Origin of the sequence: Pseudomonas sp. R1-1 (assembly GCF_051132135.1) — a bacterium.
In the GTDB taxonomy this organism is placed as follows: Bacteria; Pseudomonadota; Gammaproteobacteria; order Pseudomonadales; family Pseudomonadaceae; genus Aquipseudomonas.
On the sequence record NZ_CP071663.1, the window covers coordinates 4,702,529 to 4,717,140 of the forward strand.

Annotated in this window: 15 protein-coding genes and 1 tRNA gene; 10 read left to right on the forward strand and 6 right to left on the reverse strand. The window is 58.9% G+C overall.

Annotated features, from left to right (window positions below):
* The first annotated feature begins 13 nt into the window (after positions 1 to 13).
* From atzF to J3P75_RS21105, 8 genes are all read left to right on the forward strand, one after another.
* Complete coding sequence (gene atzF, locus J3P75_RS21070) at positions 14 to 1,786, forward strand: allophanate hydrolase (protein WP_434708046.1); 1,773 nt, start codon at positions 14 to 16, stop codon at positions 1,784 to 1,786.
* Positions 1,787 to 2,091: 305 nt separating this feature from the next.
* Complete coding sequence (locus J3P75_RS21075; protein ID WP_434708047.1) at positions 2,092 to 3,579, forward strand: sensor domain-containing diguanylate cyclase; 1,488 nt, start codon at positions 2,092 to 2,094, stop codon at positions 3,577 to 3,579.
* A complete protein-coding gene (locus J3P75_RS21080) occupies positions 3,572 to 3,802 on the forward strand; it encodes a cysteine-rich CWC family protein (RefSeq protein WP_434708048.1) in 231 nt (76 codons plus the stop codon). Before J3P75_RS21075 ends, J3P75_RS21080 begins: the two co-directional genes overlap by 8 nt.
* Positions 3,803 to 3,835: 33 nt before the next feature.
* Positions 3,836 to 4,528, forward strand: a complete 693-nt coding sequence (locus J3P75_RS21085) for a pseudouridine synthase (protein ID WP_434708049.1) — start codon at positions 3,836 to 3,838, stop codon at positions 4,526 to 4,528.
* Between the two features lie 315 nt (positions 4,529 to 4,843).
* Positions 4,844 to 5,728 (forward strand): alpha/beta fold hydrolase, encoded by an 885-nt coding sequence (locus J3P75_RS21090; protein WP_434708050.1) that lies wholly within the window; start codon positions 4,844 to 4,846, stop codon positions 5,726 to 5,728.
* A gap of 150 nt (positions 5,729 to 5,878) precedes the next feature.
* Positions 5,879 to 5,952, forward strand: a tRNA-Gly gene (locus J3P75_RS21095).
* A gap of 253 nt (positions 5,953 to 6,205) precedes the next feature.
* Positions 6,206 to 6,523, forward strand: a complete 318-nt coding sequence (locus J3P75_RS21100) for a helix-turn-helix transcriptional regulator (protein ID WP_434708051.1) — start codon at positions 6,206 to 6,208, stop codon at positions 6,521 to 6,523.
* Complete coding sequence (locus J3P75_RS21105) at positions 6,516 to 7,775, forward strand: type II toxin-antitoxin system HipA family toxin (RefSeq protein WP_434708052.1); 1,260 nt, start codon at positions 6,516 to 6,518, stop codon at positions 7,773 to 7,775. Before J3P75_RS21100 ends, J3P75_RS21105 begins: the two co-directional genes overlap by 8 nt.
* Before the next feature lie 73 nt (positions 7,776 to 7,848).
* On the opposite strand, the gene tam is transcribed toward J3P75_RS21105, so the two are convergent.
* Positions 7,849 to 8,619, reverse strand: a complete 771-nt coding sequence (tam, locus tag J3P75_RS21110; RefSeq protein WP_434708053.1) for a trans-aconitate 2-methyltransferase — start codon at positions 8,617 to 8,619, stop codon at positions 7,849 to 7,851.
* A gap of 161 nt (positions 8,620 to 8,780) precedes the next feature.
* On the opposite strand from tam, the gene J3P75_RS21115 reads away from it, so the two are divergent.
* Entirely contained in the window at positions 8,781 to 9,191 is a 411-nt protein-coding gene (locus tag J3P75_RS21115) for a low affinity iron permease family protein (RefSeq protein ID WP_090282181.1), read from the forward strand.
* Between the two features lie 203 nt (positions 9,192 to 9,394).
* Here J3P75_RS21115 and J3P75_RS21120 read toward each other — a convergent pair whose 3' ends face one another.
* The 5 genes from J3P75_RS21120 to J3P75_RS21140 all read right to left on the reverse strand — a co-directional run bounded on the left by J3P75_RS21120 (position 9,395) and on the right by J3P75_RS21140 (position 13,786).
* Entirely contained in the window at positions 9,395 to 9,898 is a 504-nt protein-coding gene (locus J3P75_RS21120; RefSeq protein ID WP_332762313.1) for a DUF4142 domain-containing protein, read from the reverse strand.
* Between the two features lie 163 nt (positions 9,899 to 10,061).
* Positions 10,062 to 10,700, reverse strand: a complete 639-nt coding sequence (locus J3P75_RS21125) for a LysE family translocator (RefSeq protein WP_434708054.1) — start codon at positions 10,698 to 10,700, stop codon at positions 10,062 to 10,064.
* A 127-nt stretch (positions 10,701 to 10,827) separates the two neighbouring features.
* A complete protein-coding gene (locus J3P75_RS21130; protein ID WP_434708055.1) occupies positions 10,828 to 11,541 on the reverse strand; it encodes a hypothetical protein in 714 nt (237 codons plus the stop codon).
* A 38-nt stretch (positions 11,542 to 11,579) separates the two neighbouring features.
* Complete coding sequence (locus J3P75_RS21135) at positions 11,580 to 12,281, reverse strand: hypothetical protein (protein ID WP_434708056.1); 702 nt, start codon at positions 12,279 to 12,281, stop codon at positions 11,580 to 11,582.
* A gap of 224 nt (positions 12,282 to 12,505) precedes the next feature.
* Positions 12,506 to 13,786, reverse strand: coding sequence for a hypothetical protein (locus J3P75_RS21140; RefSeq protein WP_434708057.1), 1,281 nt, complete (start codon positions 13,784 to 13,786; stop codon positions 12,506 to 12,508).
* A 218-nt stretch (positions 13,787 to 14,004) separates the two neighbouring features.
* Here J3P75_RS21140 and J3P75_RS21145 point away from each other — a divergent pair, with 218 nt between their 5' ends.
* Positions 14,005 to 14,610, forward strand: a complete 606-nt coding sequence (locus J3P75_RS21145; protein ID WP_434708058.1) for a hypothetical protein — start codon at positions 14,005 to 14,007, stop codon at positions 14,608 to 14,610.
* Positions 14,611 to 14,612: the final 2 nt, after the last annotated feature.

Here is a 14,612-nt window from a genome sequence, read left to right on the forward strand (position 1 = left end):
CAAGGAGCCACTGATGAATCTGCAACTCGATGCCCTGCGCCAGGCTTACCGCAATGGCGACACCACACCGCGGCAATTGCTGCTGCAACTGCGCGAAAAAGCCGCCGCGCTGAACCCGGATTATCACCTGTTCATCCACCTGCTCAGCGTCGCAGAACTGGAACCGTACCTTGCCGCCCTCGACGGCCGCGACCTCGACAGTCTGCCCCTGTACGGCGTGCCGTTCGCGATCAAGGACAACATCGACCTGGCTGGCATACCGACCACCGCCGCGTGCCCGGATTTTGCCTGCGTGCCGCAGCGCTCGGCGACTATCGTCGAGCAATTGCTGGCGCTGGGCGCGATACCGCTGGGCAAGACCAACCTCGACCAGTTCGCCACCGGCCTCAATGGCAGTCGCTCGCCGTATGGCGCCTGCCCGAACAGCGTGTTGCCCGAGTATCCGTCGGGCGGCTCCAGCGCCGGTTCTTCGCTGGCGGTGGCATTGGGCGTGGCGAGTTTTGCCTTGGGCACCGACACCGCCGGCTCCGGACGAGTGCCGGCGGCGCTGAACAATCTGCTTGGACTGAAGGCGAGCAAAGGCCTGATCTCGACGGCCGGCGTGCTGCCGGCGTGCCGCACGCTGGACTGTGTCACCACCTTTACCGCAACGGCGCGTGAGGCCAGTCATTTGCTGGCATTGACCGCAAGACTCGATCCGCGTGACGAATACAGCCGCCGCAACCCGGCGTGGAATGACGGCTCAGCGTTCGGCGCGCCACGGCCATTTCGCTTTGGCGTACCGCGCGCGCAGGACCTCGAATTCTTCGGTTGCAGCGAAGGGCCGCGGTTGTTCAAAGATGCCATCGACCGGCTCAAGGCGCTGGGTGGCGAAGCGGTAGAACTCGACCTGTCACCGTTCCTGGAAGCGGCGCGTTTGCTCTATGACGGGCCGTGGGTTGCCGAGCGTTACAGCGTTGCCGGTGAACTCATGGAGCAGAATCCGCAAGCAGTTCTGCCGGTGATCCGCGCGGTTCTGGCCAAGGCGCCAGCGGTGACCGCTGTGCAGACATTCCGCGCGCAGTATCGGCTGCAGGCGCTCAAAGCCCTCTGCGATCAAGCAATGGAGGAACTCGACTGCGTGTTGACCCCGACAATCGGGCGCCCGGTGACACTGGCCGAACTCGACGCCGAACCGGTGCTGCGCAACTCCGAACTGGGTTACTACACCAACTTCATGAACCTGCTCGACTACGCCGCCGTCGCCGTACCGAGCGGGTTCATGGCCAATGAATTGCCGTGGGGTGTGACGCTGTTTGGCCGGGCGTTCACCGACCAATACCTGTTGAGCGTGGCGGATGCGTTGCAGCGTCAGCAAGACCCGGCCTCGCCGGTTCCGGCGAACGTGGCGCGCAATGATCGCGCGCGCATCGTCGTGTGCGGCGCGCACCTGCAAGGACTGGCGTTGAATTGGCAACTGACCCAGCGCGGCGGGCGCTTGCTCGAAACCACGTTCAGCTCGCCGGACTATCAACTGTTCGCACTGGCTGGCGGCCCGCCACTGCGACCGGGCATGGTCAGGGTCAAGGACGGCGGTGTGGCGATTGCCGTCGAGGTGTGGGATTTGCCGAGCAGCGAACTGGGTTCGTTTCTCACCGGGATACCGGCGCCGCTCGGGTTGGGCAAGGTGCAACTGGCGGATGGGCGCTGGGAGAGTGGGTTTATCTGTGAGGCGTATGGGTTGGAGGGTGCGGTGGATATCAGTCATTTTGGCGGATGGCGGGGGTATCTGGCTTCTAGGGACTGATCCGAAAGGTCGTCCTCACCCTGGCCCTCTACCATGTCTCCGGTACATACACTCCCCCAGGAGAGGGGACTGACCGAGGTGCTTTTCAAATGGTCGCCATTCCCTGATACCAGGGCGAGCGCAGATCTGGTAATCGCCACAATCAAGCTCCCTCTCCCTCCGGGAGAGGGCTGGGATGAGGGCCTGCGATCTAACTGACACCCCGCAGAGTCAGATCCCCCGCCCTTTCCGGCACAAATCCCGCAGTCTTTTCCTGGCCATGCCACTAAAATGCTTGCCATCGGGCCACTGCCAACGGATCTGCCATGCCGCTTCGTTCACCGCTGTACTCGCAACGCTCACTGGTGCTGACCCTGGTCGCGCTGCTCGGCGCCGGTTTCCTCGCCACGTCGTTGCTGAGCTATTACGCCTCGCGGGCGTCGATCCGCGACAACATCGTCAACACCGAACTGCCACTGACCTCCGACACGGTCTATTCGGAAATCCAGAAGGATCTGGTCCGGCCGATCCTGATTTCTTCGATGATGTCGCGCGACACGTTCATGCGCGACTGGGTGGTCAACGGTGAGCAGAACCCGGAGCAGATGACCCGTTACCTCGACGAGGTCATGACCCATTACGGCGCCTACACGGCGTTTTTCGTCTCCGACAGCACGCACACTTACTACCACGCCAAGGGCGTGCTCAAACAGGTCAAGGTCGACGAGCCGCGCGACGCCTGGTACTTCCGTGTGCGCGACATGAAAGACCCGTACGAGATCAACGTCGACCCGGATCTGGCCAACAAGGACAACCTGACGTTTTTCATCAACTACAAGGTTTACGACTACCACGACCGGTTCATCGGCGCGGCGGGTGTCGGGCTGACGGTCGACGCAGTGATCAAGCTGATCGACAAGTATCAACAGCGCTATCAACGCAGCGTGTACTTCGTCGACACCTTCGGTCGCCTGGTCCTCACCGGCGCCGAGGGCGGACCGCAAGGTGCACACATCGGCCAGAGCCTCGGCGAGCTGGACAGCATGAAGGGCTTGATCAGCCAGTTGCCGAAACCGCACAGCGGCAGTTATGAATATTCCACTCACGGGCAGGGGCATTTTCTCAACGTGCGGTTTATTCCGGAGCTGAACTGGTACCTGTTCGTTGATAAACGTGAAGACGGCGCGTTGAGTGAAATCCGCCAGTCGCTGTACCTCAACCTGCTGATCTGCCTGTTGGTGACCCTGATCGTGCTGGCGCTGCTCAACCGCGTGATCAAACGCTACCAGAATAAAATCCAGGCTCTGGCGACGCTCGACAGCCTCACCGGTCTGCCCAACCGCCGCGGCTTCGATATTCTCGCCGCGCAGGCGTTACACGAAGCCCAGCGCGAGACCCGACCGCTGACTGCGCTGTTGCTCGACCTCGATCACTTCAAGGCGTTGAACGACACCCATGGTCATATGGCTGGCGATCAGGTGTTGCTCGGCTTCGCCCGTGATCTGCAAAGCTGTCTGCGCCATGCCGACATTGTCTGCCGCTGGGGCGGTGAGGAATTTATCGTGTTGTTGAAGGACACCGACGGCGACACCGGTCAGAAAATTGCCGAGAAGATCCGCCAGCACGTCGAACAACACGAATATGCCTACAACGGCCACAGCCTGAATCTGACCGTCAGCATCGGCGCCACCACCGTGCAACGCGATGACACCTTGCACAGTCTGCTGTCGCGGGCCGATCATGCGATGTACCGGGCCAAGCAAACCGGCCGCAACCGCACCTGCGTGGAAATGCCTCACTCGACTTATGCCTGACGATATTGCCAAACCCGACCATTGCCCGGCCTGCGGCGCTCGCAACGACTGCAGCCTGGCCGACCCGCGCACTGCCGACCGCGAATGCTGGTGCTACGGCGTGACGATCGACCCGGCAGTGCTTGAGGCGCTGCCGCCAGCGCTGCGCAACCAGTCCTGCCTGTGTCCACGTTGCGCGCAGGTAGAAGCGCAACTGCAAGCAGGCCGGCGCCCGATCCCGTAAGATGCGCGGCCGTTTAGCCGTTGAATGCTGACCATGCGCGTCGACCGTTTCCTCAGTAACCTGCCCCGCTACAACCGTCAGCAGGTTCGCCTGTTGCTGGTGGAAAAGCGCGTACGTGTTGACGGAAAAGTCGTCAGCGACCCGCACAGCGAGGTGCTGGAATTCAGCCGCGTCGAAGTCGATGACGAAGTCCTGCAAAGCGGTAAACCGGCGCGCTACTTCATGCTGCACAAGCCGCCCGGCTGCGTCAGCGCCACCCGTGATCCACAACACCCGACCGTGCTCGACCTGCTCGATGAACCAGACAAGGCCGACCTGCACATCGCCGGGCGTCTGGACTTCAACACCACCGGTCTGATGCTGATCACCAATGACGGCGCCTGGTCGCGTCGGCTGACCCAACCGCAAACCAGGCTGCCAAAAGTCTATTACGTCGAGACCGAGCAAGAGATCGACGCACGCTACGCGCCGACCTTTGCCGAGGGCATCTATTTCGCCTTTGAAAACCTGACCACCCAACCGGCGTATCTGCAACTGCTCGGCCCACGTGTGGCGCGGCTGAGCATCGTCGAGGGCCGCTATCATCAGGTGAAGCGCATGTTTGGTTTTTTCAACAACAAGGTCCTGCGCCTGCACCGCGAATCGATGGGCGAACTGGCCCTGGACAGCGCGCTAAAACCAGGCGAGTACCGCGCTTTGCGCACCGAAGAGATCCATTTGTTCTAAGCTGGCGACCGCTCAGCCGAAGTTGTCGAACAATTTACCAACGGCACTTGCACGATCCAGACTCCCCTGCTTGAATCAGGTCGTCGGCCGAAATGTGACCGATGAGTCATCCCATACTTCCAAGAAACTTTTTGTCGGTCGCAAGCCCTCGAGGCTGCACTGCAACCGGCAGACTGCCCGCCAATAACAATACCCGTCGACCTGCCTTACCGGATCGACATGGGCCAACCAATTCCAGGCGTATGCCTACCTGTCACAAAGCTCGTGCAATCTTCGTTGCGCGCATATCCGCTTGCTTGCCAGGAGTCTTACGACATGAGGCCAGAAATCGCTGTGCTGGATATACAGGGTCAGTATCGGGTTTACACGGAGTTCTATCGCGCAGACGCCGCAGAAAAGACCATCATCCTGGTCAACGGCTCGATGGCCACAACTGCGTCGTTTGCCCAGACGGTGAAAAACCTGCATCCGCAGTTCAACGTGGTCTGCTACGACCAGCCCTACGCCGGTCGCTCCAAAGCCCACAATCGCCATGAGAAACATCTGACCAAGGAAGTCGAGGGGCAGATCCTGCTGGAGCTGATCGACCACTTCGCCGCCGAACACGTGCTGTCGTTCTCCTGGGGCGGTGCCGCGACGCTGGTCGCCCTCGCCCAACAGCCACGGCGCATCGAAAGAGCCGTGATCAGCTCGTTCTCGCCGGTGATCAACGCACACATGCTCGATTACCTTGAGCGCGGCATCGATTACCTCGGCAATCTGGATCGCGACCGCGTTGGCCATCTGGTCAACAACACCATCGGCAAACATTTGCCGTCGCTGTTCAAGCGCTTCAACTACCGCCACGTCAGCAGCCTGGCCGAACATGAATACGGGCAGATGCATTTCCACATCAACGATGTGCTGCACAGCGACCGCCAGTGCTACTTGAACGCGGCGAAGAAGATCAACGTACCGGTGCTGTTTCTGAACGGCGAATGGGACGAATACACCGCCGCCGAGGACGCACGCCTGTTCGGCAACCATGTGGTGCAAAGCACGTTCACCACCTTGCAAGCCACCGGGCACTTTCTCGACATGGAACACAAAGCCGCGTGCCGCGATAGCCAGAACGCCCTGCTCGGCTTTCTGAAACCGGCGCACCAGACCAGTCGAACGCGTTACTCGTATGTGCAGGACCAACATGCATTGGCTATTTGAAACAGCGTCGTCGCGGGCAAGGCTGCAGTATTCGTGTCGTACCGTTGCAGCCCTTGCTCGCGAGTGACCGGCTTCTACGAAAAAAGCCGTTGGAAAGAAAAGAAAACTTCAAATCCGTGGCCGAGTCTGGTACAAAGTCAGCCGCTCTGAGCGGGTATAGTTTAGTGGTAGAACGAAAGCTTCCCAAGCTTTAGATGAGGGTTCGATTCCCTCTACCCGCTCCAATCAAATTTGGTCTCACGCCACGCTTTTTGACGGGGGACGCACGAATGAAGAAACCGGCCTACAGGGCCGGTTTTTTTGTGTGCGGGATTTGATGAAAAGACAATTTCAAGAGTATCCATTGGATCTTGGTCGAAACATCCTGCCCCTCATAAATCCATTATCTAGTGTTTTATAACGACATTTAGCGGATAACATCCGTTAAAACGGATTTACGCTACACTCAGAAACCAGACTTCTTCAAGAGACCTTGCCATGCTGGAGCTTAATCTCAGCACGCCCGCCGAAATCGTCAAACGCCTGTGCAATCGGCTTCGTACAGAACGGCTCGCTCTGGAAATGACCCAGGCTGATGTCGCCGCACGGGCTGGTATCGGAATCAACACCGTGTCCAATCTGGAGTCTGGACGCAACGTCGGGTTCGAGAATCTGGTGCGCGTTGCGATGGTGCTTGGCCGAGGTAAAGAACTCGAAGACTTGTTCCAGCCGAAGCTCGAAACCCTGGACGATATCCTGCGCTACGAAAACAGCGCCAAGCGTCAGCGCATCAAAAGGAAACCTGACAATGCTTGAAAAAGTGAACGTTTATTACGAGGGTTGGGGTGAGCGCTGGCTTTGGGGCTCGCTTGTTTCCACAACAGCTCTGACCGGACGCCCGTTGATCGTGTTTGAGTACAGCGATGAAGCGCAGAAAAAAGGCCTGGAACTGTCCTCTCTTCGCCTGCCGTTAGCGGGTGGGAAGCTAAGGCGAGATTTTCCATCGCATCAAATGGGTCTTCCCGGCCCGGTCTATGACGCTTTGCCGGATGGTTGGGGCATGCTTCTGATGGATCGCTTGTTCAAACGTCGCGGCCTCAACGCCGCACGCATCGGCCCCCTGGAGCGTTTGGCCTATGTCGGCGCGAACGCGATGGGCGCCATGTCGTTCGAGCCTGTCGCTCCTGAGTTAATGGTACCGGCCACCCATGGCTCGATTGAGCTGCTGGCGGCTGAAGTACGCGAAGTGCTCGACGGCGACGGTGCCCAGTTGCTGCAGAAATTATTGTTGGTGGGTGGCTCGCCGCAAGGTGCCAGGCCCAAGGCGTTGATCTATCGGGATCGCGAAACCAGGACATTTACCACGGCGACGGTCTCTGGATTCGAAGCCTGGCTGGTGAAATTCCCAGGTCACGGCGAGCATCCGGAAGTCTGCGCAGTCGAAATGGCCTATTCAGAATGCCTGCGTTTGTGCGGCATCGAGACGCCCGACAGCCAGCACTTCCGCCTGCCTGATGGAATGGCCGCTTTCGCCAGCAGACGCTTCGACCGGCAAGACGCTCTGCGCATCCCCATGCAGAGCCTCGCAGCCTTGACGGGAGCCGACTTTCGATCCCCCGGCGCATTGGATTACGTGAACTTTATCCGCGCTACCCATCACTGCACTAATGACGTGCGCGAGAAAGCGCTGGCCTTCGAACGAGCGGTTTTCAACGTCGCGTTCAACAACCGGGATGATCATCCAAAGAATTTTGCCTATCTCATGTCGTCTGCCGGCGAGTGGAAGTTGTCGCCTGCATTCGACGTGACCTTTTGCGAAGGGCCTGGCGGTTATCACCAAATGGACGTCATGGGTGAAGCTTTGGAAATTGGCCGCAAAGAGATGCTGAGGCTTTCGCAGGAAGCGGAACTAGCAATCGATAAAGCGGAGGATGTGATAGATCGAATATGCGCCGTTGCCAGCCGGTTCTCGGTAATCGCTGCCGAGCTGCTTCCGAACGAGATAACCCCACAGACTTTGCAAATCATCCAGGGCAGGATCGATAGCAACGTCGCCCTCCTTCGTTGAATCGACAGACTTTACTGGCCAGCAAACTGAGCCTGCGTGCGGGACATAAAAGCGAGCCTGCTGAGGGGGTTTTTCAGCGCGTCGCTACAATAAACAACCGCGGAAACGGCAACAGCACCGAGCCGTCAGCCAACGCTGGATAAGCCTCTTCAACCGCTGCCAGATATTGCTGCAGATACTGCGTCCGTTCCTCTTCGGTCAACGGGCTCAGAAACGGAATCAACCCGCTCCCCTTGAACCACTCCACGACGCCGGCCGCCCCGCCAGACAACTGATGGTGATAAGTTGTACGCCATACATCCACCCGCGCACAGTACGGACGCAGCATTGAAAAGTACTCGCTGGCACTGGCCATGTCGGTGCGCTGCCCGGCCGCGCCAGCGAGTTTGCTCGCCCACGGGCCATTGGCGGCGACTTCGCGCATCAGTCGGTGTGAGGGTTCGTTGAGGTTATCGGGCATCTGGATCGCCAGACTGCCACCCGCTGAAAGCTTGCTTGCCAGTGCTGGCAGCAACGTCGCGTGATTCGGCACCCACTGCAGTACGGCGTTGGCGAAGATCACATCGAACGGACCTGCATCCGCCCATTGATCAATCTCGGCAACATCGAACTGCAACTGCGGCAAGCGCTGGCGTGCTGCATCGATCATGTCCGCCGAGCTGTCGAGTCCACTGACCCTTGCCGCGGGAAACCGCTGCACCAGCAACTCCGTGGAGTTACCGGGACCGCAACCGATATCGACCACGGTTCGCGCATCAGCCGTGGGAATCGCCGCCAGCAAATCACGGGCCGGGCGGGTGCGTTCATCTTCGAAAGCGACGTATTGCTTGGCAGACCAGGTCATTGCGTTCTCCTGTCGGGGCGGTTCAGCGGTGGGTCACCATACCGCGATCCGAAGCACCTGCCTTCCCTACCAACGTCCAGTGTTCAGAGTCGAATTGTAATTAGAATTTTCCAAGCGCAGCGACTGTCTCAATTTCAAGCTCGCTGAAAAGGAACGCTGTCATGAAATTCGCAAAAATCGCCCAGAAACTGGCCCTGTGGGCCGGTAGCCCGAAGACGTTCATGGGCGCGTTGATCCTGATCGGATTATGGGGTTTGAGCGGTCCGATCTTTGGTTACAACGACACCTGGCAATTGATCATCAATACCTCGACCACAATCATTACGTTCCTGATGGTTTTCCTGATTCAGAACACGCAAAACCGTGACACCGACATTCTGCATCTCAAGCTTGATGAGTTGTTGCGGGTCAACAAGGAAGCGCAGAACGCGATGCTCGGGCTGGAAGCGCTGGACCTCAAGCAACTGGAGGAATTGCGTAAGCACTATCGCTCGCTGGGCGAAAACCAGGTGTTCGAGCTTGAGGGGCTCGGTGACAAGAGCAAGCCAAAGCAGGATTTGAATGAGTGCTGAGCACTCACCGCCGCAGAAACCTTTGAAAGCGAGCCTGCTCGCGAAGACGGATTTTCAGGCAATACATGATTGACTGAAACACCGCATTCGCGAGCAGGCTCGCTCCCACAGGGGGCGCGTCGCAGGCGTAAAAAAACCTTCGACAGTGCCTGCATCAAGCAGGCGCTGCAAAGGTTTCGGTGATGCCGGGATCAGCGTGAGATTTAGCGACTGGCCTGCAACGCGCGGGCCTTCTCCAGATGGCTTTGCAGTTTCGGCAAAGTCTCATCGGCAAACGCTTTGATTTCCGGCACGTCGGTGGTCTGTGCCTGTTGCTCGATCTGGGTGATGGCTTCTTCGGTGGCTTTGACCTGACTGGCCGCGTAGGCCTGATCGAAGGTCGCGCCGTCCTTCACTTCCGGCATCAATTCCTTGGCCTTGTCGGCGAGCTCCTCGCGGGGTGCAACGGGCAAGTCGAGTTTCTTGGCGATTTTCGCCAAATGCTGGTTGGCCGTGGTGCGGTCGTTGATGACGACGATAGTGTAATCCTTGACCTCTTTGGATTCGGTCTTGCCGTGGGCCTGACGGCTGGCTTCGATGTCGGCCATGCCCTTGGCGGAAGCATCGTTGATGAATTCGGCAGGCGACTGGGCGAACGCACTGCTGGCGCACAGGCCCAGCAGCGTTGCAAAACTGGCGTTACGTAAACGGGTGGCCATCCGGCTCATGGTCGCGCCCTCCTTCAATGAATATTCAAGCGGGCCATGATTCGCCCGCTGCTTAAATGCTCGCGGCGGAAAATCGTCCGCCTCAGTTAGGAATGTTTTAACGCTTAAAGGTTTAGAAAACCTGGCCCAGGCGCGACGAACGGCGCGTCGAGCAAGTCCAGCATCAACCCTTGTTCGGCAGCAAACCCGGCAGCGCATGCATCAGCGCGTTGATGGCGAAACCGATGAACATCACGCCGCACAGGCGAGTGATCAACAGTTCGTGACGCTGATAAACCTTGCGCACGCGATGGGCGCCGACAACGCCCACCAGAATCGCGTAAGCCAGCGCGCCGCCAACGAAACTCAGGGCGATCAGCGCCGGCAGCATCGACCAGTTGAGTAGTTCGGCGCGGCTCGACAGCAGCGCCGTGAACGTCGCTACGGCCACCGGGTAGGCCTTGGGATTGGTCAGACCGAAGACAATGCCGTGCCAGAACGGCTGTCGCGCGGCGCCTTGCGCTTCGTCGCCGTTGCGCCGTTGGGCACGCACCGCACGCCAGCCGAGCCAGAACAGATAGAGCGCGCTGAGCACACCGAGCACATCGAACGCCGTGCTGCCGATTTCACGGGCGCCGACAATCGCGATCAACGCCGTGCTGCACCAGACCACATCACCGAGCAAATGCCCACACAAAAAATCCGCCCCGGCCCGCCGCCCATGCGCCGCACCGATGCCGAACACCGCCAGCACGCCGGGCCCTGGGGTGATGCCGTAGATGAAACCCGAGGCCAGCACGGCCATAAGCAACGATGGAGTCATGGGGAACCTGCAAGCGCCAGAACACGTGGCGGCCAGTCTATATCAGCCGCTTGGGCGAGATCACGGCTTGGCGTGAAAACCCATGCCGGCGAGTGTCGCAAGGTCGCCAGCGGTTACAGCGGATGAATCAATAACCCCTGAATTCTTCGGGAACGACATATTGCTCGCCGTCGTAAGTCAGGGTGATTCGGGTCTGTTTCAGTTGGGTCATGTTGGACACACATTGCTGACCTGACCGGGTGTTTTTCGTCTTGCTGCCACGGGTGGTGACGATGAGGTCGGCCAGACCATGGTGGCTGGTGGGGCCGATTTCGACGCTGCGGCGAATCGTTTTCTCGTAGCCTTCGCAATCCACAAACTCACCGTTGCTCTTGGCAATCACCAACCCCTCCAGCACCGGGCGCAGCGCATTGCCTTCGCGCACATACAGGGCCAGATCGGTTTTTTCGTAGGGGTTGGCCTGGGAGCTGTGCGAAAACCGCGAGCGCAGGCCAAAAGCCCGAGTCTCCGGCGCCAGTCGATAACGCGCCGTGTCGATACGCAGGTCGTCAAAGCGCACGGCATCAGAGTTGTACGCCCCCGGTTTACGGTAGGTGGCGATGGGTTTGGCGCTGCTCGCATCGACGATTGCCAGATCCAGATCGAACACACCGGCCTCATCGTCACCAGGGTCGGCCAGATACGTTGAGGTCACCGCGATCGCCTGGTTCTGCACCGCCGGCCAGACCTTGCAGCGTGACAGGGATTTGCCGTCGAAGGCCTTGATGTCGCACGCGGCCTGGGCCTGGAAGGCACAGGCGAGAAAACCAACGGCAATCAGCAGTCTGGTGGGCGGGAGCATGGTTCTTCCTTGATAACAGTCGTGTGAATACAGGCCGGTTAAAGCGCTTTGAAACCTTGTGGCAGAACGTAAGATTTGCCGTTGTACCGCAAGGTTGTCGAAACGGGTTTGGACTCGGTGATTTTATCCTTGCAAGCATCACCCTTGCCCACACTCGAAGTACCTGTTGCTCTGGTTCTTACGATAAGGTCCGCGTAGCCATGGGAGCTGGTTTTGGCGATCTCTACGGTTCGGGTGATCTCACTGCGCTCGCCCTCGCAACTACCGTCCCACTCGCCGCCATATTGATAGACCAGTAATTGCTGCAGCACGGGGCGCAGCGTTTCACCTTCTCTGATGTAGAGGGTGAGCTGAGTCTCATCCAGTGGATTGAGTCGAGAGCTATTGGTAAAACGGGTACGAACGCCAAAGGCGCGCACTTCGGGAGCGACCGCATAACGGGCGGTATCCAGCGTCAGCTCAGACAACGCGACGCCGTTTGATTCAAAGGCGCTGTCCTGATGCAGGATGGCGATCGGCCCGGCTTGCCCGTCCTGCGCAATAGACAGGTCGAGATCATAAAAGCCGCTCGTCCCCACATCAGAGCCGGCTGCGCGCTCGAACGTGGCTTCGGCACTGATGGACTGCCCCGGATAAGCTGGCCAGTCCTTGCACACAGCGAAATCAAGATCACCGGAAAGGTTGGGTGGCCCGCACTGGGCAATGGCCTGTCCTGCCATCAACGCTGCGTACAATGCCACACATGCGATTCTTGCCGACGTCAATGTCACTCCCCTCCTTGATCACGTTTCAGCCGCGCACTATCCCCTTCCCCAGCAGTCGTTTCAACCCGTTCGATGCGTGATCAACCAGCCAGTGTGAGCAATTCACTTCAAATCAGGCTGTCTTGCAACATGACTGGGGTTCGTCCGGGTCGGCAGGATAGCCCGAATCCAGTCACGTCCATCGCATAATTGCCCTGCCGTCAGCCATCCGCAGCGGTCAACAATCGCACCACATAAGCCGCACCGTCCTTGTGCCCCAGCACCAGCACCGAAGAATCCTGCAGACAGGCCGCCTGCGCCGTCCATTCGATCCGGGCAGTGCCTTCGACGTCGAACGCCGGGTCCACGGCGCCGTCGATCAGGAAGCCTCCGGTCAGCAAGCGCCGTTCGCCGTGCGAGGTCTGTCCGACCGTGACGATTCGCTTGCCGTCGTTATCGTCCAGCGCAAAACCCGCTCTCCAGCTACGCAGGTCCAGTGCGTCGGTTGCCGCGGTGATGACCGGTACACCGGCGTTGAAGTCGAGGTCAAATTCGCCATTTTTCAAGATTCCACTGATGAACGCGTGCTGACGTTTCTCCCCCGCAGACGACCCGACTGCATATCCGATCAGCAACAGGCGCTGCGCCGATTGCACAACGATGTGGTTCACTGTGCTTTCGAGTGATGCCCCGGCATGGCGCAAATTCAGCAACAAAATACCGTTCTGGCCGAATGTTGTGGCAACCGCTCCAGCGCTATCGAACGCCATGACCAACCCTTGGTTGGTCACTTCAGTTTTGCCGTAGACAAAAATTCGCCCGTCACGCGGCTGTGTCACCCCGTGCACGGTGATCGACAAATCGGGCATTGTCAGGCGAATCCAGCCATGCTCAGCAAAATCGCCGTCATCCTCGCCATTCAGGAAGAAGCGCGCCAGCAGTCCGCTGCCCCCTTTGGAAGTACTGAAAAGCAATCTGTCGGCCGTCGCTTTCGCTGGGTCGGACTGCGCCAATGTCAAATGCCCACCAGTGGCGTTGCTCAGTGCGGGAATCCGCATCGGGACGATTCGATAACCCGATTGATCAGTGCCAAACTCGGCATCGAGCGTACCGTCCGGTTTGAATCGCGCGATGATTTGCTGGAGCTTGCCGGACGTATCTGCAAGCGCCGCGCTCATCCAGAAGGCGCCGCTCGCCTCGACCACCAGCGTCCCGCCATGTGAGGATCGACCCGCAGCAAACTGACCGTGAAGGTATCCGTCTACGCCAAAAGCGTTATCGAGATCACCGTCCGCCAGCAATTGCGCGAGACCATAATGCGATGCACCGGCTGCATCGATGACCGTTGCACTGACCATGATCCGCCCCGAAGGCAACACGGCGACACTCTCGCCGATGGTTTTGCGCATGCCGGGAAACTGCAGTTGTTGAATACCTGACAGGGCAAAAGTCTGGTCCAGCTCACCGGCTGACTGTGCTGCAGACGCGTGGACTTTCGGCATGTTCATGTGCTCCTCGAGAGGTCGGAGTCGCTCCTGCTGTCAAAACATTCGACCCGAAGCACACACACGAAACAACTGACATAAATGACAGTTTTTTAGAAGAAGAGGCGATTATCAGGTAAACGAAAAGAGCTAAAAGACTGTTAGTTTTTACAGGTCCGAAATAAAGCAGCTAATGGCAACCTCTCGGTTCAAATCAGCCTGCAACGAGAAGAATGATGAGCACTCGCGACGAGCAAATCACGCAGCCTGTACTGGCGCCAACCATCACCTTCCCTGAAGAGGGCAGCAACACAGGGCCTGTAACGCTTATGCTCGGCAGTGGCATTCCAGACGCTCTGGTGCAGGTCTGCGACAGCGCCCACACTTATACACTCGGTAGCGGGCAGGTCAGCGCAAATGGTCGCTGGGCTTTTACCATCAACGGCGCCCAGCCGCAGGGACTGCATGGGATTCAGGCCCGTCAGACATTCGACGGGGTCACGTCAGATTGGAGTGAGGTGCGCAAATACAACGTAAGGCTGCGGCCCGATATCGACGCCCCGGTCGTATTCGAACCGAGAGAGGGCGAACCCGCAGATGCGGTTCCGGAGTTTTCCGGAGATGTTACGCAGGCCGCAGGCTTCGTCAGTATTTTCAACCTGGACACCGGCCTGGAGATTGCCAGAGCCGATGTCGACAGCGATGGGCTCTGGCATACCCAGGTCATTCAACCGCTGGCTGCCGGACAATACCGAACATCGGCGGTGCATAACATCGGCGGGAAGGTTTCAGACTGGGGCCGTGTTCGCACGTTTACCGTGAGCGCCAATGGCACATCCTGACG